Annotated in this window: 23 protein-coding genes and 1 tRNA gene; 14 read left to right on the forward strand and 10 right to left on the reverse strand. The window is 63.1% G+C overall.

Annotated features, from left to right (window positions below; genetic code table 11):
- The first annotated feature begins 117 nt into the window (after window positions 1-117).
- Together DM813_RS12300 and DM813_RS12305 are read left to right on the forward strand one after the other, a co-directional pair.
- Window positions 118-1,548, forward strand: coding sequence for a PLP-dependent aminotransferase family protein (locus tag DM813_RS12300; protein ID WP_128323668.1), 1,431 nt, complete (start codon window positions 118-120; stop codon window positions 1,546-1,548).
- A 102-nt stretch (window positions 1,549-1,650) separates the two neighbouring features.
- The gene (locus DM813_RS12305; RefSeq protein ID WP_128323669.1) at window positions 1,651-2,088 is read left to right on the forward strand and encodes a carboxymuconolactone decarboxylase family protein; all 438 of its coding nucleotides are present in this window, start codon (window positions 1,651-1,653) and stop codon (window positions 2,086-2,088) included.
- Between the two features lie 160 nt (window positions 2,089-2,248).
- On the opposite strand, the gene DM813_RS12310 is transcribed toward DM813_RS12305, so the two are convergent.
- Both DM813_RS12310 and DM813_RS12315 read right to left on the reverse strand, forming a co-directional pair.
- Window positions 2,249-2,905, reverse strand: a complete 657-nt coding sequence (locus DM813_RS12310; protein WP_128323670.1) for a CoA transferase subunit B — start codon at window positions 2,903-2,905, stop codon at window positions 2,249-2,251.
- 36 nt (window positions 2,906-2,941) lie between these two features.
- Window positions 2,942-3,640, reverse strand: a complete 699-nt coding sequence (locus DM813_RS12315; RefSeq protein ID WP_128323671.1) for a CoA transferase subunit A — start codon at window positions 3,638-3,640, stop codon at window positions 2,942-2,944.
- 137 nt (window positions 3,641-3,777) lie between these two features.
- On the opposite strand from DM813_RS12315, the gene DM813_RS12320 reads away from it, so the two are divergent.
- Both DM813_RS12320 and DM813_RS12325 read left to right on the forward strand, forming a co-directional pair.
- A complete protein-coding gene (locus DM813_RS12320) occupies window positions 3,778-4,683 on the forward strand; it encodes a LysR family transcriptional regulator (RefSeq protein ID WP_128323672.1) in 906 nt (301 codons plus the stop codon).
- Window positions 4,671-5,498, forward strand: a complete 828-nt coding sequence (locus DM813_RS12325) for an aldo/keto reductase (RefSeq protein WP_128323673.1) — start codon at window positions 4,671-4,673, stop codon at window positions 5,496-5,498. Before DM813_RS12320 ends, DM813_RS12325 begins: the two co-directional genes overlap by 13 nt.
- 57 nt (window positions 5,499-5,555) lie before the next feature.
- Here DM813_RS12325 and DM813_RS12330 read toward each other — a convergent pair whose 3' ends face one another.
- From DM813_RS12330 to lexA, 4 genes are read right to left on the reverse strand one after another with little or no spacing between them, the layout of a single operon-like run.
- Window positions 5,556-8,663: an error-prone DNA polymerase gene (locus DM813_RS12330; protein ID WP_206617380.1), complete on the reverse strand. Its 3,108-nt coding sequence runs from the start codon at window positions 8,661-8,663 to the stop codon at window positions 5,556-5,558.
- On the reverse strand, window positions 8,639-10,054 hold the full coding sequence (locus tag DM813_RS12335; protein WP_128323675.1) for a Y-family DNA polymerase: 1,416 nt from the start codon (window positions 10,052-10,054) through the stop codon (window positions 8,639-8,641). Before DM813_RS12335 ends, DM813_RS12330 begins: the two co-directional genes overlap by 25 nt.
- A 6-nt stretch (window positions 10,055-10,060) precedes the next feature.
- Window positions 10,061-10,678, reverse strand: a complete 618-nt coding sequence (gene imuA, locus DM813_RS12340; protein ID WP_128323676.1) for a translesion DNA synthesis-associated protein ImuA — start codon at window positions 10,676-10,678, stop codon at window positions 10,061-10,063.
- Window positions 10,678-11,298 carry a transcriptional repressor LexA gene (gene lexA, locus DM813_RS12345; RefSeq protein ID WP_128323677.1) on the reverse strand — a complete coding sequence of 207 codons (621 nt, stop codon included), beginning with the start codon at window positions 11,296-11,298 and terminating at the stop codon, window positions 10,678-10,680. Before lexA ends, imuA begins: the two co-directional genes overlap by 1 nt.
- Before the next feature lie 77 nt (window positions 11,299-11,375).
- Between lexA and DM813_RS12350 the strand changes: the two genes are divergently transcribed.
- Window positions 11,376-12,032, forward strand: a complete 657-nt coding sequence (locus tag DM813_RS12350) for an HAD family hydrolase (RefSeq protein ID WP_128323678.1) — start codon at window positions 11,376-11,378, stop codon at window positions 12,030-12,032.
- Window positions 12,033-12,088: 56 nt separating this feature from the next.
- Here DM813_RS12350 and DM813_RS12355 read toward each other — a convergent pair whose 3' ends face one another.
- Window positions 12,089-12,439, reverse strand: a complete 351-nt coding sequence (locus DM813_RS12355) for a hypothetical protein (protein WP_128323679.1) — start codon at window positions 12,437-12,439, stop codon at window positions 12,089-12,091.
- Window positions 12,440-12,599: 160 nt separating this feature from the next.
- Between DM813_RS12355 and DM813_RS12360 the strand changes: the two genes are divergently transcribed.
- The 8 genes from DM813_RS12360 to csrA all read left to right on the forward strand — a co-directional run bounded on the left by DM813_RS12360 (window position 12,600) and on the right by csrA (window position 18,327).
- The gene (locus DM813_RS12360) at window positions 12,600-12,902 is read left to right on the forward strand and encodes a DUF1883 domain-containing protein (protein WP_038612501.1); all 303 of its coding nucleotides are present in this window, start codon (window positions 12,600-12,602) and stop codon (window positions 12,900-12,902) included.
- A 3-nt stretch (window positions 12,903-12,905) separates the two neighbouring features.
- On the forward strand, window positions 12,906-13,076 hold the full coding sequence (locus tag DM813_RS28435) for a hypothetical protein (RefSeq protein WP_164897238.1): 171 nt from the start codon (window positions 12,906-12,908) through the stop codon (window positions 13,074-13,076).
- Window positions 13,077-13,104: 28 nt separating this feature from the next.
- The gene (locus DM813_RS12365; protein ID WP_128323680.1) at window positions 13,105-14,178 is read left to right on the forward strand and encodes an NAD(P)H-dependent flavin oxidoreductase; all 1,074 of its coding nucleotides are present in this window, start codon (window positions 13,105-13,107) and stop codon (window positions 14,176-14,178) included.
- Between the two features lie 80 nt (window positions 14,179-14,258).
- On the forward strand, window positions 14,259-15,017 hold the full coding sequence (gene modA / locus DM813_RS12370; protein WP_128323681.1) for a molybdate ABC transporter substrate-binding protein: 759 nt from the start codon (window positions 14,259-14,261) through the stop codon (window positions 15,015-15,017).
- Window positions 15,017-15,697, forward strand: coding sequence for a molybdate ABC transporter permease subunit (gene modB, locus DM813_RS12375; RefSeq protein ID WP_128323682.1), 681 nt, complete (start codon window positions 15,017-15,019; stop codon window positions 15,695-15,697). The genes modA and modB overlap by 1 nt, the downstream gene beginning before the upstream one ends.
- A 3-nt stretch (window positions 15,698-15,700) precedes the next feature.
- Window positions 15,701-16,789, forward strand: coding sequence for a molybdenum ABC transporter ATP-binding protein (gene modC, locus DM813_RS12380; protein WP_128323683.1), 1,089 nt, complete (start codon window positions 15,701-15,703; stop codon window positions 16,787-16,789).
- 42 nt (window positions 16,790-16,831) lie between these two features.
- The gene (locus tag DM813_RS12385) at window positions 16,832-17,845 is read left to right on the forward strand and encodes a DNA topoisomerase IB (protein ID WP_128323684.1); all 1,014 of its coding nucleotides are present in this window, start codon (window positions 16,832-16,834) and stop codon (window positions 17,843-17,845) included.
- Between the two features lie 281 nt (window positions 17,846-18,126).
- Window positions 18,127-18,327, forward strand: coding sequence for a carbon storage regulator CsrA (gene csrA, locus DM813_RS12390; protein WP_128323685.1), 201 nt, complete (start codon window positions 18,127-18,129; stop codon window positions 18,325-18,327).
- A 72-nt stretch (window positions 18,328-18,399) separates the two neighbouring features.
- Here the strand turns inward: csrA and DM813_RS12395 are convergent, their stop codons facing one another.
- The 3 genes from DM813_RS12395 to DM813_RS12405 are packed head-to-tail and all read right to left on the reverse strand — an operon-like array spanning window position 18,400 to window position 21,397.
- Window positions 18,400-18,771: a response regulator gene (locus tag DM813_RS12395; protein ID WP_128323686.1), complete on the reverse strand. Its 372-nt coding sequence runs from the start codon at window positions 18,769-18,771 to the stop codon at window positions 18,400-18,402.
- 19 nt (window positions 18,772-18,790) lie between these two features.
- Window positions 18,791-20,236 (reverse strand): ATPase domain-containing protein, encoded by a 1,446-nt coding sequence (locus DM813_RS12400; protein WP_128323687.1) that lies wholly within the window; start codon window positions 20,234-20,236, stop codon window positions 18,791-18,793.
- 12 nt (window positions 20,237-20,248) lie between these two features.
- Window positions 20,249-21,397, reverse strand: a complete 1,149-nt coding sequence (locus DM813_RS12405; protein ID WP_128323688.1) for a two-component system sensor histidine kinase NtrB — start codon at window positions 21,395-21,397, stop codon at window positions 20,249-20,251.
- Between the two features lie 270 nt (window positions 21,398-21,667).
- Here DM813_RS12405 and DM813_RS12410 point away from each other — a divergent pair.
- A tRNA-Leu gene (locus DM813_RS12410) sits at window positions 21,668-21,752 on the forward strand.
- The last annotated feature ends 21 nt before the right edge of the window (window positions 21,753-21,773 follow it).

Here is a 21,773-nt window from a genome sequence, read left to right on the forward strand (position 1 = left end):
CCGACTCCTAAAGTGTGGCGCGTGCAGGCGCAAGCGTCGGGCGAAGGGATCAACGGCAGTTTGCGGGCAAATCGGTTAATCTCGGCGTCAGTCAATCGCCTGCGGATTTGCCCCAGCATGGAACTTCATATCAGCCTGCAAGGCAGCAAGGGCCTGGCCGAACAGCTCTACCGGCAACTGCGCGAAGGCATCGACAGTGGGCGCCTGGCCGCTGGCACTCAGCTGCCGCCGACACGGCTGCTGGCCGAACAACTGGGGGTGTCGCGCAAGACCGTGACCGATGCCTATTCCCGCCTGACCTACGACAACCTGCTCAGTGGCAAGGTTGGCAAAGGCACCTTCATCACCCCTGCCCCCACCCACGCCCCGTCGCCCGCCAGCAGCGTGCCCCTGGCCAGCGCCCAGACCCTGGCGAGCTGGCGAGCCCGCACCAACCCGCTGGCAGACATGGCACCGAGCACCGCACGCTATGACTTCATCGGCGGCGCCTCGAGCAAGGCGCAGTTTCCGTTCGATGACTGGCGCCGCTGCAACCAGTACGCCTTGCGCCAGATCCGCCGCAGCAGTGCCCGCTATGCCAGCCACCAGGGCTTGCCGGAACTGCGCGAAGCCATTGCCCGGCATATCGCCTTCGCCCGTGGCGTGCGCTGTAGCAGTGCCGATGTACTGGTGTGCAACGGTGCCCAACAAGCCCTGGACCTGATTGCCCGGATACTGATCGAACCCGGCAGCCGGGTAGCCATGGAAGACCCCGGCTACACCCCCGCGCGCCAGCTGTTTCTGGCCCAGGGTGCCGACGTGCAGTACGTGCCCGTGGATGACCAGGGCCTGTGCGTCGAGCAGATCGCCGAAGGCACCCGGCTGATCTACGTCACGCCCTCGCACCAGTTTCCCCTGGGCTTGCCCATGAGCCAGGCACGTCGCCTGGCCTTGCTTGAACGCGCCGCAGCACTGGGCGCAATCATCATTGAGGACGACTACGACAGCGAGTTTCGCTACGAAGGGCGCCCCACCGACTCGCTGCAGAGCATGGATCGCCATGGCCTGGTGGCCTATGTCGGGACCTTTTCGAAAACCCTGTTGCCGGAATTGCGCCTGGGCTATGCCATCGTCCCCGAAGCGCTGCGCGAAGCGATTGGCGTCGCCAAGCAGCTGACCGACTGGCACACCCCGACCCTCAACCAGTGGGCCTTGGCACGCTTTATCAGTGAAGGTGCGTTGCTCAAGCACATCCGCCGCGTTCACGAGGTGTATGCCGCACGCCGCGAACGGATCCTGCAGCGCCTTCGTGGCGATCTGGCGCCCTGGTTCGAGGCGGTGCCGGCCACCGCCGGCTATCACCTGAGCGCCCTGGCCAAGGGCGACCTCGACGTGGCGTTCCTGATCAACATGGCGCGCAAGGTCGACGTCGGTTTGTACGCGCTGGACCGCTTCTATGTCATGGCGCCGCCGCGGCCGGGCTTGCTGCTGGGCTTTGGCGCGATCGAGCTGCTCGACATCGACCCGGCCCTGGACCGGGTACGGGACACGTTGCAGACCCTGGGCTAATTGGCCCCCTCGGATTTGCCGCGATTGGCTATCCAAGCTGCAACGCCGTAGCGCTAAGGTAGTGCCATCGCCGCCTGATGCGGAACTGACTGGAGAGCACTGATGAGCAACCGTATCGAATGGGCCAAACACGCACCTGAAGCCTATAAAGCCATGGTCGGCCTGGAAATGGCCCTGGGCAAGTCCGGGCTGGAAAACTCGCTGCTCGAGCTGATCCGCCTGCGCGCCTCGCAGATCAATGGCTGCGCCTACTGCGTCAACATGCACGCCAACGATGCGCGCAAGGCCGGGGAAACCGAAGCGCGCCTGCAGACCCTGAGCGTCTGGGAAGACACCGCCTTCTTCAGCCCGCGCGAACGCGCCGCCCTGGCCTGGACCGAAAGCCTGACCCGCCTGCCCGAGCGGCATGCACCGGACCACCAGTACCGCGCCTTGCTCGAACACTTCAGCGAAGCCGAGGTGGTCAACCTGACTCTGGCCATTGCCACCATCAACGCCTGGAACCGTTTTGGCGTCGGCTTTGCGATGATTCCGGGCTGAGTCGCCAGCACAATAAAAAACGCCCTGCATTGCAGGGCGTTTTTTTTTTGCACAAGCCTTTCACGGGTACAACCGGCTCCTGCAGAGGAATGCGTGGTTCGCACTGCGGGAGCCCATCATGCCGGCGATTAGGCCTGCATTTACAACACGGAAAATCAGATCAGAAGGTCATCTCTTTGACATCGTCGGCGACGATCAGCTTGCCTGCGGTCTTCTCGATAATCTCTTCGACGGTCACACCCGGTGCGGTTTCGCGCAGGATGAAAGCGCCGTTTTCGATTTCCAGGTAGGCCAGGTCAGTCAGCACCTTGCGGATGCAACCGGCGCCGGTCAGCGGCAGGCTGCAGCGCGACAGCAGTTTGGACTCGCCGTCTTTGGAGGCATGGGTCATGGTGACGATGATGTTGTCGGCGCCGGCCACCAGGTCCATCGCCCCGCCCATGCCCTTGACCAGTTTGCCGGGGATCATCCACGAGGCGATGTTGCCTTCGACGTCGACCTCGAAGGCGCCCAGCACGGTCAGGTCGACATGACCGCCACGGATCATGGCGAAGGATTCAGCGGAGCTGAAAATCGACGCGCCACGGCGGGCCGTCACGGTTTGCTTGCCGGCGTTGATCATGTCGGCATCAAGCTGCGCTTCGGTCGGGAATTCGCCCATGCCCAGCAGGCCGTTTTCCGATTGCAGCATCACGTCCATGTCCGCCGGGACGTAGTTGGCCACCAGGGTTGGAATGCCGATGCCGAGGTTGACGTAGTAACCGTCCTTGAGTTCGCGGGCGACGCGTTGAGCCATTTGTTCGCGGGTAAGTGCCATGGTCAGGATCTCTTTGTTGTTCTGTTCGGGGATGGGTCAGGCTTTGAGGGTGCGTTTTTCGATACGCTTCTCGAAGGTGCCGACAATCACCCGGTCGACATAGATACCCGGGGTATGGATCTCGGTAGGTAACAGCACACCCGGCTCGACGATCTCCTCGACCTCGACCACAGTGATCTTGCCGGCGGTGGCAGCCAGCGGGTTGAAGTTCTGGGCGGTGTTGCGGTACACCACGTTGCCGTAGTGGTCAGCCTTCCAGCCTTTGACGATGGCGAAGTCGCCGGTAATGGCTTCTTCCATGATGTACTTGCGACCGTTGAACTCACGCACTTCCTTGCCGTCGGCAACCGGGGTGCCGTAACCGGTAGCGGTGAAGAACGCCGGGATGCCCGCGCCGCCTGCACGCATTTTTTCCGCCAGGGTACCTTGCGGGGTCAGTTCGACTTCCAGCTCGCCGCTGAGCAACTGGCGCTCGAATTCGGCGTTTTCGCCGACATAGGAGGCGATCATCTTGCGGATCTGGTGGTCTTCGAGCAGCACGCCCAGGCCAAAGCCATCGACGCCGCAGTTGTTGGAAACCACGGTGAGGCCCTTGACGCCGCGGCGCTTGATCTCGTTGATGAGGTTTTCCGGGATGCCGCACAGGCCAAAACCGCCGGCCAGTACTGTCATGTTGTCGGTCAGGCCTTCAAGAGCCTGTTCATAGGTTGCTACGCGCTTGTCCAGTCCGGCCATGCTGATCCGCCTTTTGTAGTTGTTGATCCGACAAGGGTGTCGGCGAGCGTTTGCGCCATCTTCACCCCATTGCACTTATTTGTTAATTTTGTTTTTGTGATCGTTTAATTAATTTTTCAAAAGAATAGCCCACCCTGATGAACGTCAAACAGCTGCGCGCCTTTGTCACCGTCGCCAAATTCCAGAGCTTCGCTCAGGCCGGCGAGCACCTGCACGTCTCGCAGCCGGCCCTGAGCCTGACGATCAAGGCCCTTGAAGACAATCTGGGCGGTGCCCTGCTCAGCCGTACCACCCGCAGTGTCAGCCTGACCCCCGAAGGTGAAGTATTGCTGCCCCTGGCCCGGCAACTACTGGCTGATTGGGACAACACTGAAGAACTGCTGCGCCAGCGCTTCACCCTGCAACTGGGCCGGGTGTCCATCGCCGCCATGCCGGCCTTTGCCGGCAACCTGCTGCCGGCCACACTCAAGGAGTTTCGCCAGCGCTACCCGCGGGTCAACGTCACCGTGCACGACGTCATCAACGAGCAGGTACTGGAACTGGTGCGCCATCGCCGCGTCGAACTGGGCATCGGCTTTGAACCGGAGGCCAGCGAGCCGATGCTGTTCAAACCGTTGTACCTGGACCGCTTCGTCGCGGTGGTCCCCACCGACTCGCCCCTGGCCCGGCAGCAACAGGTCACCTGGCGCGAACTGCTGGCCGAAGACTTCATCGCCCTGCAACGGCCTTCGGCGGTGCGCCTGTTACTGGAGCAGCACCTGGCGGCCGAACATGGCAAGCTGGCAGTGGCGTTCGAGAGTCACCAGCTGTCGACCATCGGCCGCATGGTTGCCAATGGCCTGGGCGTCAGTGCAGTACCGGCCTTGTGCATTCGCCAGATGGAAGAGCTCGGCGCCCATTGCGTGGCCCTGGTCGAACCGGTCATCGAACGACGCCTTGGCGTGTTCCTTCTGGCTGATCATAAACTCTCGGCTGCAGCCCAGGCGCTGCTCGATGTACTACAGCAATCAACCCGCTCCCAGGAGGTGAAATGCGTACAGTGAAGTTTGCCGGCACAACCGTAGCGGCCATCGGCCAAGGTACCTGGTACATGGGTGAGGACCCAGGCCAGCGCAACCATGAAGTGGCGGCCCTGCAACAGGGTATCGAGCTGGGCCTGACATTGATCGACAGCGCCGAGATGTATGCCGAGGGCGGTGCGGAAGAGGTGGTGGGCCAGGCCATTGCCGGGCGTCGCGACCAGGTGTTCCTGGTCAGCAAGGTCTACCCGCACAACGCCAGCCGCAACGGTGTGCCCGCCGCGTGCGAACGCAGCCTCAAACGCCTGGGCACCGATTACATCGACCTGTACTTGCTGCACTGGCGTGGCCAGTATCCGCTGGAAGAAACCGTCGAAGCCTTCGAGCGCCTGCGTGAAGCCGGCAAGATCGGGCGCTGGGGCGTGTCGAACCTGGATGTCGACGACCTGCGTGAGCTGTACCAATACAGCGACAACTGCGCCACCAACCAGGTGCTGTACAACCCGTCGCAACGCGGCATTGAATTCGACCTGCTGCCCTGGAGCCGCAAACGCCAGTTGCCGATCATGGCCTACTGTCCGCTGGCGCAGGCCGGCCGCCTGCTCAAGCACCCGACGTTGCAGGAAATTGCCGAGCGTCATGGTGCCACCCCGGCCCAGGTGTGCCTGGCCTGGGTCACCCGTCAGGACGGCGTGATTGCCATCCCCAAGGCGGTGACGCCCGAACATGTACGCCTGAATGCGGCAGCAGCCAACCTGAGCCTGAGCAGCGAAGACCTGCGCGCGATTGACCGCGCCTTCCCGGCGCCAACCCGCAAGCAGCACCTGGCCATGGTTTGAGTTCGATAGTTGCGTAGAGGGATGGCGACCGTTGCGCGGCCCCGGAATAGAAGCGCTTCAGTGGAAATCCCGGCTCCGCACATCCAGCCCCTGCAACAGGTGGCTGAGGTCTTCCAGGCGCTGGGCGATCAGGTGGCGCACGCCGCTCTCACACTCAAGCCGTCCACTCACCCGCAGCAACCGGGCGCCTATCAGGGCCCGGCGCTGACGCTCGGCCAGTTCACGCCAGACCACCACGTTGACGTTGCCGAACTCGTCCTCAAGGGTGACAAAGGTCACGCCACTGGCCGTCTGCGGGCGCTGCCGGCCGGTTACCAGCCCGGCCACACTGACCTTGTCACCATGCTCGGCCTGCTCCAGCTCCAGCGAACTGCGACAGCCCAACACCGCGAGACGGCGACGCAATAACGTCAGCGGATGCGGCCCCAGCGTCGTACCGACACTGGCATAGTCGGCGAACATGTCCTCGCCAACCGACGGCTGCGGCAAGCTCACCGGCGCCTCCTCAGGCGCCTCGACCCCGGCAAACAGCGGCAACTGCGCCTGCACCGCCGCCACACTCCAGCGCGCCCGGTAGCGATCACTGGCCAGCCCGCGCAAGGCGCCCGCATCGGCCAGCAGCTCGCGCGCACGGGCATCGAGGTGCGCTCGCTGGCAGAGGTCACCGACATCACGCCAGCGCGCCTCGGCCCGCGCCTGCTCGATGCGCCGGGCATCCTCCTGGCGAAAGCCGCGAACCTGCCGCAACCCCAGGCGCAGGGCCAACGCCTGCCCCGCCCCCGGCTCCAGGCTGCAGTCCCAGTCACTGTGGCAAACGTCCACCGGACGAATCTCGATGCGATGACGGCGCGCATCCTGAAGGATCTGGTCGGGGCTGTAGAAGCCCATGGGCCAGCTGTTGATCAGCGCGCAGGCGTAGATCGCCGGCTCATGGCACTTGAGCCAGCAACTGGCGTAGGTCAGCAAGGCGAAGCTGGCGGCGTGGGACTCCGGAAAGCCATAACTGCCAAAACCTTTGATCTGCTCAAAAATGCGTTCGGCGAACTCGCTGCTGTAACCGTTGCCGAGCATGCCTTTGATCAGTCGTTCACGGTGCGGCTCCAGGCCACCGTGACGTTTCCAGGCGGCCATGGCCCGCCGCAGCTGATCGGCCTCGCCCGCCGAATAGCCGCCGGCGACCATCGCCAGCTCCATCACCTGCTCCTGGAACAACGGCACGCCCAGGGTGCGCTCGAACACTGCGCGCAGCTCGGGTGACGGATAGCTCACCGGCTCCAGGCCCTGACGCCGGCGCAGGTAAGGGTGGACCATGTCGCCCTGGATCGGCCCGGGCCGGACGATGGCCACCTCGATCACCAGGTCGTAGAAATTCTTCGGTTTGAGCCGCGGCAACATGGCCATCTGCGCCCGCGACTCGATCTGGAACACGCCGACGGTGTCGGCGCGGCCGATCATTTCATAGGTGGCCGCGCAATCGGCAGGGATCTGCGCCAGGCTCAGCCGGCGCCCGCGGTGGCGGTACAACAGGTCGAAACAGCGGCGCAAGGCACTGAGCATGCCCAGGGCGAGGATATCGACCTTGAGCAGGCCAACCAGGTCGAGGTCATCCTTGTCCCACTGGATCACCGTGCGGCCGTCCATGGCAGCGTTCTCCACCGGCACCAGGGTGTCCAGCGGCTGCTCGCTGATAACAAAACCACCCGGGTGCTGCGACAGGTGCCGGGGAAAGCCGATCAATTCCCCGGTCAGCGTCAGCACCCGGTGCAGCAACGGACTGTCGGCGTCGAAACCGGCTTCGGCCAGTTGTTCGGCTGAAGGCAAGCGGTCACTCCAGCGGCCACAGCAATCGGCCAGGGCATTGATCTGCGCCACCGGCAGGCCCAACACCCGGGCGATATCGCGTACCGCGCCTGCGGCATGGTAGGTACTGGCCACGGCAGTCAGGGCGGCACGATGGCGACCGTAGCGACTGAACACATACTGCAGGACTTCTTCGCGGCGCTCGTGTTCGAAATCGACATCGATATCGGGCGGTTCGTCGCGTTCACGGGACAGGAAACGCTCGAACAGCAGGTGGCTGCGCATCGGGTCGAGCTCGGTAATGCCCAGCACGAAACACACCACCGAGTTGGCCGCCGAGCCACGCCCCTGGCAGAGAATGCCCTGGCCACGGGCAAAGTTGACGATGTCGTGGACGGTGAGGAAATAGCTTTCGTAGTTCAACTCGGCAATCAGCCCGAGCTCGTGCTCCAGGGCCTGGCGCGCTTTCGCCTCAATGCCGCCCGGCCAGCGCCAGCCTGCCCCTTTCTCGCACAGATGACGTAGCCAGGCACTGGCCGTGTGCCCCTCGGGGACCAGCTCGCGCGGGTACTGGTAACGCAACTGGCTCAGGTCGAAACGGCAACGGGCGGCAATGCGCAAGGTTTCCTCGAGCAAGGCCGGCGGATACAGCTCGGCCAGCTGTGCCAGCGGCCGCAGGTGGCGCTCGCCGTTGGCGAACAGGCGTTGCCCGGCCTGCGCCACGGTGCAGTGATGACGGATGGCGGTCATGCTGTCTTGCAGCGCCCGACGCCCGCGGGCATGCATGTGCACATCGCCGCTCGCCACCGCGGCGATGCCCAGGCTCTTTGCCAGGGCCAGCAGTTGTTGCAGGCGCTGGCCATCGTCGGCACCGCGGTGCAACGCCACCGCCAGCCACAGGCGCTCTGCAAAGCGCGCTTGCAGCCACTGACCGACCTGCAGGTCATGCGCATCGCCGTCTGGCAGCCACAGTGCCAACAGGCCGTCCAGCGGGCCATCAAAGTCTTCACGCAGGACCTGATAGGCACCCTTCTCCGCCCGCCGTCGCCCCAGGGTAATCAGCCGGCACAGGTGCTGGTAGCCCGTCAGGTTCTCGGCCAGCAGCACCAGCTTGGGCCCCTCGTGCACACGGATTTCACTGCCGACGATCAACGGCAGCTCCACCGCCTTGGCTGCCTGCCAGGCGCGGACGATCCCGGCCAGGGTGCACTCATCAGTGATCGCCAACGCCTGATAGCCCTGGTGGCGGGCGCGGCGAAACAGCTCCTGGGCACTGGAAGCACCACGCTGGAAGCTGAAGTTGGACAGGCAGTGCAGCTCGGCATAGGCCACCGGTGTCGTCATGCAAACCAGCCTTGCAGCCACAACGGCCCGTCTTCGCCCAGGTTACGGTAAGCCCAGGCGTACAACCCGGTCGGGGTCTGCACCCGGTAGTAGTCGCGGCGCACATCGCCGCCATCCCACCAGCCGGATTCGATCCGCTCGGCGCCGGTCAGCAGTTGCACACCTACCCCAGGCAAGGCCTGGGGCGCGGCCAGCAACCAGCCTGGGCGCGGCGACGGTGGTGTGGCTGGCGCCCGTGTCATGCCGCTGTCGAGTTGCCAGGCGCACTCCGGACGATGGTCGGCCTGGGCCGCCAGACCGCGCACCGCGTTGTCGCCCAGGCGCGCACGCAGACGTTCGCGCAACTGCTCCCAGGGCTGGTTCTGCTGCGGGCGCGGGTCGAACAGTTCACGGTGCTGCGGCACAAAGGCCGGCAGGTCTTCGGCCAGCAACCGCAAGTTGCGCACCGGCGCGCCCAGCTGCAGTTGCTCCAGGCGCCCCCGGGCCAGCTCGAACAGCATCAGCGGATCGCGCTCGGCGGCCAGCAGGCCTACGGCCACGCAGGTATCGGCCACTTCGGCATGTTCCAGGTGCAGGGTAAAACGCTGCACGCCACTGTCGCGACCGGCCAGAAACGCGGCCAGGTCGTTGATCAGGCGGCGCAGGGGGAAGAGCAAGGCCTGATGGGACTCGACATCGAAATTCAGCTCCAGCCGGGCATCGAAGCGATCCGGTGGCAGGTAGAAAGTCAACGCCATGGGCCGCAGCCCCAGCAGGCGATCCAGGTGCAGTTGCACCGCTGCGGCAAAGCGCAGGGCCAGCGCCTGACGCGGTAACGCCATGACCTGGCCGAGCCGGCGCAGGCCCATGCGGGCAAAGGCACTGGCCGCCTCGGCGGGCAGCCCGACCCGCTCAATGGGCAGTTGCTCCAGCGCTGCGCGGGTCTGTTCGGGGCAATCGAGTGCCAACCCGTCATGGCAGTTGGCGAGCATCCGCGCGGCGACCGGGTTGCTGGCCAGGACAATGCGATGCCGGAACCCCAGGGCGCTCAGCTCGGCGCGCAAGCGCGCTTCGAACGCAGGCCAGGGGCCAAACAGCCCCAGGCTGGATTCGACTTCCAGCAACAATACCCGTGGGTAATGCAGGCTGACCTGGGAACTGAAGCGGTACGCCCAGGCCGCAAGCAGTTGCTGCAACCCATTGATAGCCGTCGGGTCATGGTCGACACAGGTGAAATGCCCAGCCAGCGCCTGGGCCGTGGTCAGTGCCTGACCGGCACGCAGGCCAAGCGCTGCCGCCGCCGGGTTGACCGCCTGCAACACCCGGCGTTGCGGAGGGCCACTGAGCAACGCCAGCGGCGTGTCAGGATCGTCGCGCCCGCGCAGCACGGCGTCGAGTGCCAGCTGCGGCAGCACAATACAAGCCCAGAGCATGATCCATCAGCCTCGCCCGGGGCAGGCAATGGGTGCCGCCGGAGCCAGGCCGCCGCGGCACTTGAGCACCCGCCATTGGGCCGGGCGGGCATCGACGGCAATGCGCAAGGCAGCGGGTGAAGGGTTCAGCGCCACCTGCAGGGGGCGCAAGGCAAACGCCAGGGTCTGGCCGCTTTCGGCGGCCACCTGCAAGCGGCGCAAGGCACGGTCGTCGGCCTTGTGCGGCCAGCACAGCACCGCGCCACAACTGCCCGAACGCAAGCATTGTTCGGCCGCCCAGAGCACCTCGTCGGCCGCCGCCTCGACCAGCGCCAGCTGCTGCAGATCGACCCCGGCGGCCTGCCAGGCCGGGGCGTAGGGAATGAACGGCGGCGCAATCAGCACCACCCGCTCACCGCTGGTGGTCAGGCGCGCCAGGCTTGGCCAGAGCAATTGCAGCTCGCCGCAGCCCTCAGCGGCCAGCAATACCTCGGTCAGGGCGGCGGGCGGCCACCCGCCGCCCGGCAAGGCGCTGTCGAGCACGGCATGGCCAGTGGGCTGCAAACCCTTGCACTGGACCTGCGGGCGGCCCTTCCAGACCCGTTGCTGGTCGAGCAGCCCGTCGAGGCTGATCAGCGCGCCCATCAGCCGCGCCTCACCAGGCCACAGAACACGCCTTCGATCGCGAAGTCCTGCCCCGGGCCCACCTCGATGGGCGCATAAGCCGGGTTGCGCGGCAGCAAGCGGTAGTGCGCGGCGCTGACCCGCTCGAAACGCTTGATCGTCACCTCGCCATCGAGGCGCGCGACGATGATCTGCCCGTCACGGGCCTCGGCCTGTTGCTTGATGCCCACCAGGTCGCCGTCGAGGATGCCGTCTTCGAGCATCGAGTCGCCGCGCACCTTGAGCAGGTAGTCAGGTGAGCGGCTGAACAGCTGGGCGTCGAGCATCAGTTGCTCGTGGATGTCGACGTCCGGGCCAATCGGCCGCCCGGCGGCCACCTGCCCCAGCACCGGGATTTCCAGCACCTCGGGGCGGCGCAACACCCCGGCCAGGCGAATGCCGCGGGCCTGGTTGGGGGTGACTTCGATGAAACCGGCCTCGCACAACGCCTGGATGTGCTTGCGCGCCACGCTGCGCGAGGCAAAACCGAAGGCCGTGGCGATATCGGCCAGGCTCGGGGGCTGGCCATGGTCGGCGATACGCTCGCGAATGAACGTGAGGATCGCACTGCGTTTGGGAGATAGTGTGCTCATGGAGTACATTTGTACTCTTTTGTGCGCGCACTGACCAGCCCCCTCGATCGGGTTATGATGAGCGGCCTTTGCAAGGGATGCCTTACATGCTTGAAGCCCTGTTGTTCGACCTCGACGGTACCCTGACCGATACCGACAAACTTCACCTGCTGGCCATGCAACAACTGCTGCTCGAAGAAGGCCGGGTACTGACCGAAGCAGAATTCGACGCCCACGTCAGCGGCCGTGCCAATGCCGACCTGTGCCGCTACCTGTTCCCTGGGCGCCCGCTGGCCGAGCACCAGGCCTTTGCCGACCGCAAAGAAGCGCGCTTTCGCGCCTTGTCACCGACCTTGCAGCCCACCGCCGGGTTGCTGCGCCTGCTTGAACATGCCGAGCAGGCCGGTATCGGCATGGCCGTAGTGACCAACGCGCCCCGCGCCAATGCCGTGCACATGCTCGACGCCATGGGCCTGGGCGGGCGTTTTGAACATGTACTGGTCGCCGAGGAACTGCTGCGCGCCAAGCCCGATCCGCTGCCCTACCTGAGCGCGCTTGAGCGTTTGCAGGCCCGCGCCGGGCAGGCATTGGCGTTCGAGGATTCGGTACCGGGGGTGACTGCCGCCAGCCGGGCCGGGATCTTTACCGTCGGGCTGTCCACCAGCCAACCGGCCGACGCCCTGCTGGCGGCGGGCGCGCAACTGGTCGTGGCAGATTTCGAGGATGCGCGGTTGTGGACGCTGATAGAGCGGATGTCAGGCTGAAGGCGGGGCTGCCGGGCAGCCCATTTTGATCAAGCAGGGGCTGGCGCGCTGAAGCCTTAGCCAGAAATGCAGCGAGTCGCCGCAGTTTTCACGTCACCCAGGCGCAGGGGGAAATTGTTCAGGCGTTCGTACAGCTTGATGCTGCTGCCGCTACCGCGCTCGTTGATGTCCACCAGGGCCGCAGGGCCGCTACCGAGCTTTTGCGGTACCACCAGGCGCAAGCCGTCATGGTACGGCTCCACTTCCAGCGGGCCGCGGGTTTCGGCCAGTTGCTTCTGTACGCAATCAGCGTATGCCTTGGGCTTCTTGCCGGAAATCACGTTCAAGGTTTCTGGCGAGCGCTCAAGCTCCGACACGCTGACACACCCGCCCAGTGTTGCCGCCAACGCCACTACAACCCACTTCATCAAGCTACACCTCCACCACGGAAAAACACTCTGACCGCGCCAAGACCATTTTGCTCCCTTGATTGGCAGATTTATCTTGGCCCAGGCACGAAGGGCGGGAGTGTAACCTGTGATCATGGTATCGTTTTGATTTGCCCAAAGATCCATTGCGGAGAGCAACATGAAATTCGTACACCAGCGCGAACACCTCAACGAAGACGACATTGTCGTCATCGAGTGTTCCCAGCGCTGCAACATCCGCCTGATGAACGACGCCAACTTCCGCAGCTTCAAGAACGGCGGCCGCCACACCTATCATGGCGGCGCGTTTGTCGACTTCCCGGCGAAGATCACCGTGCCCAGCACCGGCTTCTGGAACATCACCATCGACACCGTTGGCCCGCGCGCGCTGTCGGCCGTGACCAAGCCGACCTTCACCCACAAGATCAAGTTCATCCGCCGTTCGTCGTCGAAACTGAGATAAGCCATGAGCCAGACCACCAAGTACGTCATCAAGTACAAGATCGACGGTGAGCGTCGTTTCGACTTTGCCCAGTTGAGCAGCGACGCGCCCGAAGAAGTACAGGCCGCCCTGCAGAAGCTCCACGGCGAAGACGCTAAAAACATCACCGACATCAAGGTAAGCAAAGCGCTGTAAAGGTTGCCTGCGCACAAGGAGTTCCAGGATGAGTCAATGGCCAGACACCCGCCTTCTCGACCTGCTGGGGATCGAGCTGCCGATTATTCAAGCGCCCATGGCCGGCTCCACCGGTTCGGCCATGGCCATTGCCGTGAGCCATGCCGGCGGCCTCGGGTCGTTGCCGTGTGCAACCTTGAACCTGGAGCAGATCCGCGCCGAGTTGCAGGCCTTCAAACAGGCCTGCAACGGCCCGCTCAACCTCAACTTTTTCTGCCACCAGCCGCCTGAACCTGACCCGGCCCGCGATGCGGCCTGGAAACAGGCACTCAAGCCCTACTATGCAGAGCTTGGCGCCGACTTCGATGCGCCAACGCCGGTGTCCAACCGCGCGCCGTTCGACGACGCCACCTGCAGCCTGGTCGAAGCCTTCAAGCCCGCCGTCGTCAGCTTCCACTTCGGCCTGCCCGAGGCGAGTTTGCTGGCACGGGTCAAGGCCACCGGGGCGAAGGTGCTGTCCAGTGCCACCACTGTCGACGAGGCCATCTGGCTGGAACAGCACGGTTGCGATGCCATCATTGCCATGGGCTATGAAGCCGGCGGCCACCGCGGGATGTTCCTGAGCACCGACCTCAACACCCAGGTCGGTACCCTGGCCCTGGTGCCGCAGGTGGTCGATGCCGTAAGCGTGCCGGTAATCGCAGCCGGCGGTATTGGCGACCACCGCGGCATTGTCGCCGCCCTGGCGCTGGGTGCGTCGGGCGTGCAACTGGGCACCGCCTACCTGTTGTGCCCGGAAGCCAAGGTCTCGGCCGCCCATCGCCAGGCCCTGCAGACCTCCAAGGACAGCGAAACTGCACTGACCAACCTGTTCACCGGCCGCCCGGCCCGGGGTATTACCACCCGGATCATGCGTGAACTCGGCCCCATCAGTGACCTGGCACCGCGTTTTCCGCTGGCCGGCGGCGCCCTGATGCCGCTGCGGGCCATCAGCGAACCCAACGGCAGCAGCGATTTCAGCAACCTCTGGTCGGGACAGGCGGCGCGTCTGGCCCGGGCCTTGCCGGCCGGCGAGCTGACCCGCAGCCTGGCTGAAAAAGCACTTACTCAACTGCGCCGTTAACGCAGCGCTTTCCGTTTGTCGGGAAATCGCTATATATTCTTGTATACAACGATTCCCTTCAGCCCATGGAGCTGTGTTTCATGAGTAAGTGCGCCCCCCGTTTTGCCCTGGCCGCCCTGGCCACGTTCATGACTTTCAACAGCGCCTGGGCCGATGAGGTTCAGGTGGCTGTTGCAGCCAACTTCACAGCGCCGATCCAGGCCATCGCCAAAGACTTCGAGAAAGACACCGGGCACAAGCTGGTCGCCGCCTACGGGGCGACCGGGCAGTTCTACGCGCAAATCAAGAACGGTGCGCCATTCGAAGTATTCCTCGCCGCCGACGACAGCACCCCGGCCAAGCTGGAAAGCGAAGGCGATACCGTCAAAGGCTCACGCTTTACCTATGCCGTCGGCACCCTGGCCCTGTGGTCGGCCAAGCCTGGCTACGTCGATGACAAAGGTGAGGTGCTAAAGAAAAATGAATTCAAGCACCTGTCCATCGCCAACCCCAAAGCCGCACCGTACGGCCTGGCCGCGACCCAGGTGCTGGACAAACTCAAGCTGACCGACGCCACCAAAGGCAAACTCGTCGAGGGTCAGAACATCACCCAGGCCTTCCAGTTCGTATCCACCGGTAATGCCGAACTGGGCTTTGTCGCCCTGTCGCAGATCTACAAGGATGGCAAAGTCACCGAGGGCTCGGCCTGGATCGTGCCCGCCAGCCTGCATGAGCCGATCAAGCAAGATGCCGTGATCCTCAACAAGGGCAAGGACAACGCCGCCGCCAAAGCCTTGGTCGAATACCTCAAAGGCCCGAAAGCCACCGCACTGATCAAATCCTACGGCTACGAAATCTGATGCCACTGGACGCCAGCGACCTGGGTGCCATCTGGCTGACCTTCAAACTGGCCAGCCTGACCACCCTGATTTTACTGCTGGTGGGGACGCCCATCGCCTGGTGGCTTGCGCGCACGCGCTCCTGGCTGCGCGGGCCGGTGGGCGCCGTGGTGGCACTGCCCTTGGTGCTGCCACCGACGGTGATCGGCTTCTACCTGTTGCTGGCCCTGGGGCCCAACGGCTGGATTGGCCAGACCACCGAAGCGCTGGGGCTGGGCACCGTGGTGTTCAGCTTTACCGGCCTGGTGATCGGCTCGGTCATCTACTCCATGCCCTTTGTCGTGCAACCGCTGCAAAACGCCTTCACTGCCATTGGCGAGCGTCCGCTGGAAGTGGCCGCCACCTTGCGGGCCAGCCCCTGGGACTGTTTCGTCCATGTCGTGCTGCCCCTGGCACGGCCCGGTTTCATCACCGCCAGCATCCTCGGCTTCGCCCATACCGTGGGTGAGTTCGGTGTGGTACTGATGATCGGCGGCAACATCCCCGACAAAACCCGCGTCGTGTCGGTACAGATTTTCGATCATGTCGAAGCCATGGAGTACCAGCAAGCCCACTGGCTGGCCGGAGCCATGCTGGTGTTTTCCTTCCTCGTGCTACTGGCGCTGTACTCCAGCCGCCGGGGCAAATCGGCCTGGAGCTGAGCGGTGCAGTCAATGATTCATGCCCGGCTGAAGGTGACCCGCAACGACTTCAAACTGGATGTCGACCTGCAATTGCCCGGTCGCGGCATCAGCGCCCTGTTCGGCCACTCCGGCTCAGGCAAAACCACCTGCCTGCGCTGCCTTGCCGGTCTCGAGCGCGCGTCCGATGCCTACATCGAGGTCAACGGGCAGGTCTGGCAAGACTCACGACGCAATCATTTCATTGCCCCGCACCTGCGCCCGATCGGCTACGTGTTCCAGGAAGCCAGCCTGTTTCCACACCTGACCGTGCAAGGCAACCTGACCTTCGGCTGGCGGCGTATCCCGGCGCAGTCGCGCAAGGTCAGCCTCGATCAAGCCTGCGAGCTGCTGGGTATCGAGCATTTGCTCAACCGCAAGCCTGCCACCCTTTCCGGCGGCGAAGCACAACGGGTAGGCATCGCCCGCGCCTTGCTTAGCAGCCCGCAGCTGCTGTTGATGGACGAACCGCTGGCGGCCCTCGACGGACCGCGCAAGCGCGAGATCCTGCCGTACCTGGAGCGTCTTCATGCCGAATTGGAAATACCGCTGATTTATGTCAGCCATGCCCAGGATGAGGTGGCGCGCCTGGCGGATCATCTGGTCCTGCTGGATCAAGGTAATGTCCAGGCCAGCGGCCCGATTGCCGCCACCCTCGCTCGCCTCGACCTGCCGCTGGCACAGGGCGATGATGCCGGGGTGATCATCGAAGGCCTGGTCAGCAGCTACGACAGCCACTACCAGTTACTGGGCCTGCAACTGCCAGGCAGTACGCTGGAACTGCGCTTGGCTCACGCGCCCTTGGCCCTGGGCACGCCATTACGACTCAAGGTCCAGGCGCGTGATGTCAGCCTGAGCCTGGCCGAAGATGCCAGTTCAAGCATCCTCAATCGGCTGCCGGTAACGGTCAGCGGTCACCAGGCTGCAGACAACAGTGCCCACGTGCTGGTCAGCCTCGATGCTGCCGGCAGCGTGCTGCTGGCGCGTATCACCCGCTACTCGGCCGACCAACTGGGCCTGCACGGCGGCCAGCAATTGATCGCACAGATCAAGTCGGTGGCACTGCTGGGCTGATCGCGCGGTCCATAGTACAGATTCGGTCAGCGGATATGTGCCATGGACGAAATCGCCCTTCCCGACAACCTGCATTACGTCGATGACAACCAGCCGGGCCTGCGCCGTAAAACCCTGCGCGGCCGCTTTGTCTACCTGGATGCTGACGGCCAGCGAATCAACGACCCCGTCACCCTGGAGCGGATCAAGGCCCTGGCCATTCCCCCGGCCTATACCAATGTGTGGATCTGCGCCGACCCGCAAGGCCATGTGCAGGCCACCGGACGCGATGCCCGTGGCCGCAAGCAGTACCGCTATCATCCCGGCTGGCGCGATTTTCGCGACAGCCACAAGTACGGTCGCATGCAAGCCTTCGCCAGCCTGCTGCCCAAGCTGCGCAGTCAGCTGGAAAGCCACTTGGCACGCCCGGGCATGGACCGCGAGAAAATCATGGCCCTGGTGGTCAGCCTGCTCGACACCACCTTGATCCGCGTGGGCAACCGCCAGTACGCCCGCGACAACAACTCCTTCGGCCTGACCACCTTGCGCAACCGCCACGTCAAGGTCCAGGGCATTGCCATACGCTTTCAGTTTCGCGGCAAAAGCGGTATCGAGCACCAGGTAACCCTGCGCAACCGACGCCTGGCCAACCTGATCAAGCGCTGCATGGACCTGCCCGGCCAGGACCTGTTCCAGTATCAGGACGAACAAGGCAATCGCCACAGCGTCGGCTCTGCCGATATCAATGCCTACCTGCAACAATTGACCGGCAGTGACTTCACCGCCAAGGACTACCGCACGTGGGCCGGCAGTGCGCTGGCGTTGAACCTGCTGCGCAAACTGCAATGGCAACCGGAACCCGAAGCGCGCCGACAGATCGTCGACACTGTCAAGCAGGTCGCCTTGCGCCTGGGCAACACGCCCGCCGTGTGCCGGCGCTGCTATATCCACCCGGCCTTGCTCGAATGCTTTGCCCGCGGCGAACTGGCCACCCTGCCGCGCGCGCGTAAACGCAAGGGCTTGAACGTCGAGGAAGTCCGCCTGGCGGTGTTTCTGAAAAGCCTGGATGGCCCTTGAAGATCGATACAACAGGCCCCAATTCCCCTATCATGCAGAGAAATTTCCCATATTCGCTCAAGCCCCCTATGCTTGCGTGTGTGAGCCGAAATCATGGGATCGCAGCGTACATTTGCCCCGTGGGGCACCTGTGACCAAAGGCTCGGCACAGATTGTGAATTCGGGGGAATTAATATCCGCCGAAAACGTCTTTAATGAAGGAAAAGAGGAACACGCAGCGCGGGTTCCCGGCTAGTGCGAGCACAGTTTGCACAGCAACTTACGTTACCAAGGAGAAATACATGCTGATACTCACCCGCAAGGTTGGCGAAAGCATCGTCATCAACGATGACATCAAAGTCACCATTCTGGGCGTTAAAGGTATGCAAGTGAGGATCGGCATCGACGCGCCTAAAGATGTCCAGGTGCACCGCGAAGAGATCTACAAGCGCATTCAGGCCGGCAGCCCGGCACCGGAAAAAGGAGACACTCACCACGAGTGAAGCGCGCCGATTCAAGTCGCACGGATGCGCTTGACCCTGATCTCGTCTGCCTCGCGGCCGGCCGCAATGGCCTCACGATGATTTGGGCGCGCCGACCAGCTCCTTGACCTTGGCTATCATCTCGCGAATGTCGAAGGGCTTGTCGAATACCGCCACGAACAAGTCAGGATTGCCTCGTCCTTCATGCGCCTGGGCGCCACTCATCAGTATCACCGGCAGGGTCTGCAACAGGGGCTGCCTGCGGATTTCCACTGCCAGTTCCTCCCCGTTCAACTGCGGCATCATGTAGTCGGTGATGACCAGCTCCACGCGCTTGCCTTTGAGAATATCCAGCGCTTTTTGCCCGTTGCTGGCCGTTTCCACCTGATACCCTTCATCCTCCAGGGCATAACTGAGAATATTGGCGATCAGGTATTCATCGTCGACGACCAGAATCGTGCTCATGACTGTACCACCTGCACGTTCACGCGCCCGGCACCGGCGACGGGGTGCCAGAGAGCACGGCTGTCGCCTGGGTGAAGGCTTTTTGCAGGTCGATGCCATGCGCGCTGATGATCAATTCCAGCAGCGCCGGATCGTAGTAACTGTCACGCACCTTGAGGATCGACAGCAGGCGCTTGAGTTCCGACTCCAGCTCGACAAAGCGCATCAGCAGCAGGTTATCGACAATGCTCGACAAGTCCGGGGCAGGTGCATTGATTTCCGAGCCGAAGATATCGCGCATTTCCCAAGTGGCCATGACACTCACATCCCGGGCCCGCAGCTCACCGGTCAAAGCCCGGAAAAACTCGTTCAGCCGCGCCGGGTTGCTCGCAAGGCGAGTGAAGGCCCCCAGGCTGTCGATCAGCACACGACGAATACCGTGTGCCTGAACCTGGCTCAGCAGGCGCGCACCCACCTCATCCAGCCCGCCTTCGGTGGTCGGCTGCCAACCTATGTGCAACGCACCATGGCGCTCCATTTCAGCAAAATCGTGTCCCAAAGCACTGGCTTTGAGACGTAATCGATGCGGTGTTTCGTAAAAGCCGAAATGCAGCCCGGGCGCCTCCGGCGTGGCTGCCGCCAGAAAACTCACACCCAGCGACGTCTTGCCGATCCCCGAGGGGCCCATGACCAGCGTTACCGAAGCGCCAGGCAAGCCGCCACCGAGCAACTCATCAAGCACCTTGATGCCACTGCTGACACGCCCCTGCTCGTCACTGCCGCTGCCACTGGGGTGGCTGTAAAGCGACTCAAGCCGCGGATACACCTGCAGGCCATCCTCGGTGATTTCGCAGTCATGCAGGCCTGACAACGCACCACTGCCGCGGGTCTTGCGTAACTGGATGCGGCGCACCGAACGACTCCCGACCAGCACCTCTCCCAGCTCGATCACGCCATCGACCATCGTGTGTTCCGGGCTGCCATCGTCCAATCGCGAACTGGTAAGAAACAGCACCGTGCAACCGGAAAACGCTGCATGCCCCTGTAGATCGGCAATGAATTTTTTCGTGTCCAGCGGCGTATCTGCCCGTGACCTGGCGGTCAACAAGCCATCGACAATCAGCAAGGTTGCCTGGTGGCGACTGATTTCGCCGCGCAGCAGCTTTACCACCGGGTCCAGGCCTTCACGCTCGAGCGTATCGAAAGCGCTGACAAACTGGATCTGATTGCCGACCCGGTTCGGGTCAAAAAAGCTCAGGGTAGAGAGGTACTGGAACAGGCGTTCGTGCGACTCGCTCAATAAAGTAGCGACCAGCACCCGCCCGCCCTGCCCGACATGATTGAACGCCAACTGGTTGGCCAAAATAGTCTTGCCCGAGCCAGGCGGCCCTTGAACGATATAGGACGCACCGGCAATCAAGCCGCCCTTGAGCAATGCATCCAGACCATCAATACCGCTTACAAGGCGCTTGAGTTGTTCCACGATACGCTCACCCGTTCAATTGGACGCCGCAGTGTTTGCCTCAAAAACCGGCAGATACAAGGTCATACGCGTGCCTTCGCCTTGCACGCTGGCCACCGTAACGGCGCCATTGCTCTGCTTGATAAAGCCATAGACCTGACTCAACCCCAATCCAGTTCCCTTGCCAAATGCCTTGGTGGTGAAGAAAGGCTCGAAGATCCGCGGCAATACACTCGGGGCGATACCTCGACCGTCATCGCTGACGTCCAGCCGTACAAACGCACCGTGCAAGTCTTCGACCTCTCCCGCCAGCTGACAGTTGCATGCCTGCAAACAAATAACCCCTTCGCCCTCCAGCGCATCACGGGCATTGAGGATCAGATTCACCAGTACCATCTGCAACTGGCCGCCATCCACGATGACATCCTGCAAGCCCTCCCCCAGCTGCACCTGCAACTCGACACCTTTGGGCAGTGCGTGCGCCAGCAGCAAACGACTCGATTCGATCAACGCTAACAGTTGCACCCGCCCTGACTTCAGTACTTTGTGCCGGGCAAAGCTGAGCAACTGTTGCGTCATCTGCGCGCCGCGCTCACCGGCATCAACAATATGTTCCAGCAGACGATGAACACGCAGCGAATCCTGACTGCCAAGGGCCAGCTTCGCCGAACCGATGATAATGGTCAGCAGATTGTTGAAGTCGTGCGCCATGCCCCCCGTCAACTGGCCGAGGGCGTCGAGCTTCTGCGCCTGAAACAGTTGCGCGCGCATGGCATCCAGTTGCTGAGCAGCTTCGAGACGGTCGGTGATATCCCGGGTTATCTTCGCCAGGCCGATGATCTCGCCGTCTGGCGAACGGATCACATCCAGTGCTGCCAAGGCCCAGAAACGCGTACCATCCTTGCGCACACGCCAGCCCTCGTCCTGGGCAACGCCGGTCCTGAGGGCCCGTTCAAGCAGCATGGCCGGTCTGCCTTCGATACGATCCTGGTCGGTAAAAAACAGTGAGAAATGCTTGCCTATCACTTCTTCGGCGCGCCACCCCTTGATGCGCTGCGCACCTGCGTTCCAGGAGACGATATGCCCTTGAGGGTCGAGCATGTAGATGGCGTAGTCCACCACAGCCTGCACCAACTGCTCATAAGGACTGGCTTGCAGGGTGTCCGGGCGATCAGAAGAACTCATGCAACCCCCACGCAATACGCAGACTTATTCAAGCATAGACAGCCCGCGGGCCTGGCAATTCCAGCAGATCGATATTTCCAATGAAAAGCACCGGTTCAATAGCCGGGCGCAGCCCCCAAAGGCGCAGCCCATGGCGGCTACAAGGCCTTGGCTGCGGTTGACTCAAATATAACGATGAGTTATAAAGCACGCTTGATTGCGGCGGAAACTCATTTTCCCCAGGGCTTCGATCCAACGACACGCCCGGTCGCCAGACCCTTTCAAACCTGTGCGAGTGTGGTGGAATTGGTATACACAGCAGACTTAAAATCTGCCGGCGTGAGCCTTGCGGGTTCGAGTCCCGCCACTCGCACCATCTTCTTGAAAGGCGCCTTGC

This window comes from Pseudomonas alkylphenolica, assembly GCF_004025535.1.
Classification (GTDB): domain Bacteria; phylum Pseudomonadota; class Gammaproteobacteria; order Pseudomonadales; family Pseudomonadaceae; genus Aquipseudomonas; species Aquipseudomonas alkylphenolica_A.